The following is a 2603-nucleotide window of genomic DNA, read 5'->3' as shown; positions in this document are numbered from 1 at the left end:
TGGTTCAACAGGGGCAGAAGGAGGAGAAACAGTATCCAGAGATGAAGTGTCCTCCGGAGCAGAGGGCTCAGATGGCAACGACATAGAAAGTGGATCAGGGCGTGGAGAATCAACAGGATCAGAGGACGTAGAAGAAGGAGGGTCAGACATAAACGACGTAGAAAATGGATCGGGAGGAGGAGGATCGACAGGATCAGGGGATGTAGAAGAAGGAGAGTCAGATGTCAACGACGTAGAAAGTGGATCGGGAGGAGAAGATGGAGGATCAACAGGATCAGGGGATGTAGAAGAAGGAGAGTCAGATGTCAACGACGTAGAAAATGGATCGGGAGGAGAGGATGGAGGATCAACAGGACCAGAGGACGTAGAAGAAGGAGAGTCAGATATCAACGACGTAGAAAGTGAATTGGGGGGAGAAGATGGAGGATTAACAGGATGAGATAATGAAAACGAAGAAGGTTTACCAAATGGACCATTATAAGAACCTATTCTAGAAGAAATATAAACCCCTTCGAGTCGGAAATCCCAAAATTCCCCCTCACCTTCCACTAATCTTTGCGTAGCATCTGCTTCTCCAAAGGGCGAACCTGGACCATAACCACGAATACGATATTGATAAGGAAAACCTTTCACCGTAGTATAATCATCATAACCATTGGCGAGTCGAAAAGAACCTGCCTGCGCTGTTCCAGCAACTTGAATGAGTGAAATGCTTTGATCTTTTCCCTCATAGACTTCTTTACTTGCATATTTTGGAAAATTTTGCACATGAATGAATGTCGTTCCAGAAACATCCCCATAGATCAATATGCGATCCGTCTTTTGGGGATTAAACAAACCCTCATCATTCAAAAATGCATTCAACCTAATCTGAGCGTTTCCCTCAGCACTGTAGACTTTTTTATCTTTTGATGCGAGAATTTTATCTCCTGCACCTATATCTGCTTTTTTTCCAATGCATAGCGTTTGATAACCACTACCTTCATCAAAGATCAATGTGCTATTGGAAAGACTTAGAGAAGAAAGCGATGAAACAGATTCCTGTAAACCGTTGTATTTACTTTTAGTAAGATACCATTTTGAATAACGAATTAACTCTAAATCAATAACCGATCTATCCTCAACACGCGTACCTCCTGTAAGAGAGGAAGCGTTTGCTTTCACCAATAGAGAAGCATTATTTTCAGCTTTTAGCAACAAATCACCAGAGATTTTTGTTTCATCCGATAATTCAAGAGTGCCTTTTACTTCATAGTCTTTATTCCCCTTCGCATAAATCGCAATCCCGTCTGGAACTGTCATATTTGTCTCTGATAAATAAACAAATGCCCTCCCCGTGATAACTTTTTTGGTTTCTAAAATTTTTTCATCATCTCGTTGCCTCAACATTTTAGCAAGTTCTTCTGGAGCTAAAACATTAAAGCACAGTCCATATACTCCCTCACTCTGAACAGAAATATTGTTTTTTTCTATCTTAATACTTGTATTCTTAAAGCCATCTGGTGAAATATATTTTTGAATTAACTTACCATTATCATTTACATAACCTGAAAAGTTTTTCATCAAGAATGCATGCATATGGTTCAGCTGAATAAAATTGTTTTTCAAATGAACGTCACCACCTTGAAAAACCTCAAAAGCTTCTGGCAATACCCCCATAGCTCGATCACCATCTGTTAAAGTTTCCTCCCTCCTTCCTTGCCCCGTAATCCCCATAGTATCAAGAATATAGCGCCCCCCAAATCGAGTTGAAAATGAGCCAATCTGGTTAAAATTAACGGTACCGTCTGTCATTTTAACCATTGCATCAAAACCACTCATAATACCGATCCCTTTTACATTCAAGTTATCTGGCTCAATATTGATATTCACACTCACTAAAGCAATATCCGTTCCTCTCCCCCATGCATAAATAGCATGTGAAATCCCCTTAATTTCCCCTACTGTCATGCTAATAACGGCATTTTGAGCACGAAGAGCAGGTATATTCTTAAAATCTGAAGCTACTAGATTAATTGTTCCACCATTTCTTACATACGCCCCATACGCAGATATTTTATCTGGATCATCGCCATAAACTGTTATCTGAGACGCATTAACAATAGTGCCTGCTTTTTCTACATATATAGCTGCAATAGGTGCAATATGAGCAGACGTCTCTTGAGAACTTTTTAAGTAATAGATTTTATCTGCAAGAAAGTGTGTTTTTCTATCATCGCATTTATAAAATGCCCCTCCTGCATCACTTGAAGATCCTGCAGCACTAACATACGTAACCTGCAAAAAATAAAGAATAGCTGTTGTAACGTTGCATAAAAATACATATTTATGAAATACATAAATCATAACTCTTGCCGCCTTCTATTCCCCTACTTCTATTCATTGAAGAATAATATCTATATTTAAGCTAATAAAGTTCTCAAAATACAATAAATATAAAATGAAATATTTAATTTAATACTTAATATAACACTATATACTTATATATAAGTTATATATAAGTTACTATATAGTTTATGTATCGCTAAAAAAGGTGGCGCAATCCAGCAGAGAAACTCGTTCCAGAAAAACCAATTTTCTTAAATCTATGCTGATAAGTGACA

1 protein-coding gene is annotated in these 2603 nt (G+C 38.1%); it reads right to left on the bottom strand.

Features of this window, described 5'->3' with window-relative positions:
• Window positions 1–2346, bottom strand: a 2346-nt coding sequence (locus tag ACFIL8_RS09075; RefSeq protein WP_375681581.1) for an autotransporter outer membrane beta-barrel domain-containing protein, incomplete at its 3' end; no start/stop codon positions are given.
• Window positions 2347–2603: the final 257 nt, after the last annotated feature.

It is taken from the genome of Bartonella sp. AP57NXGY (assembly GCF_042195805.1).
Lineage (GTDB): Bacteria > Pseudomonadota > Alphaproteobacteria > Rhizobiales > Rhizobiaceae > Bartonella.
This window is presented reverse-complemented; position numbering and strand designations above follow the sequence as displayed.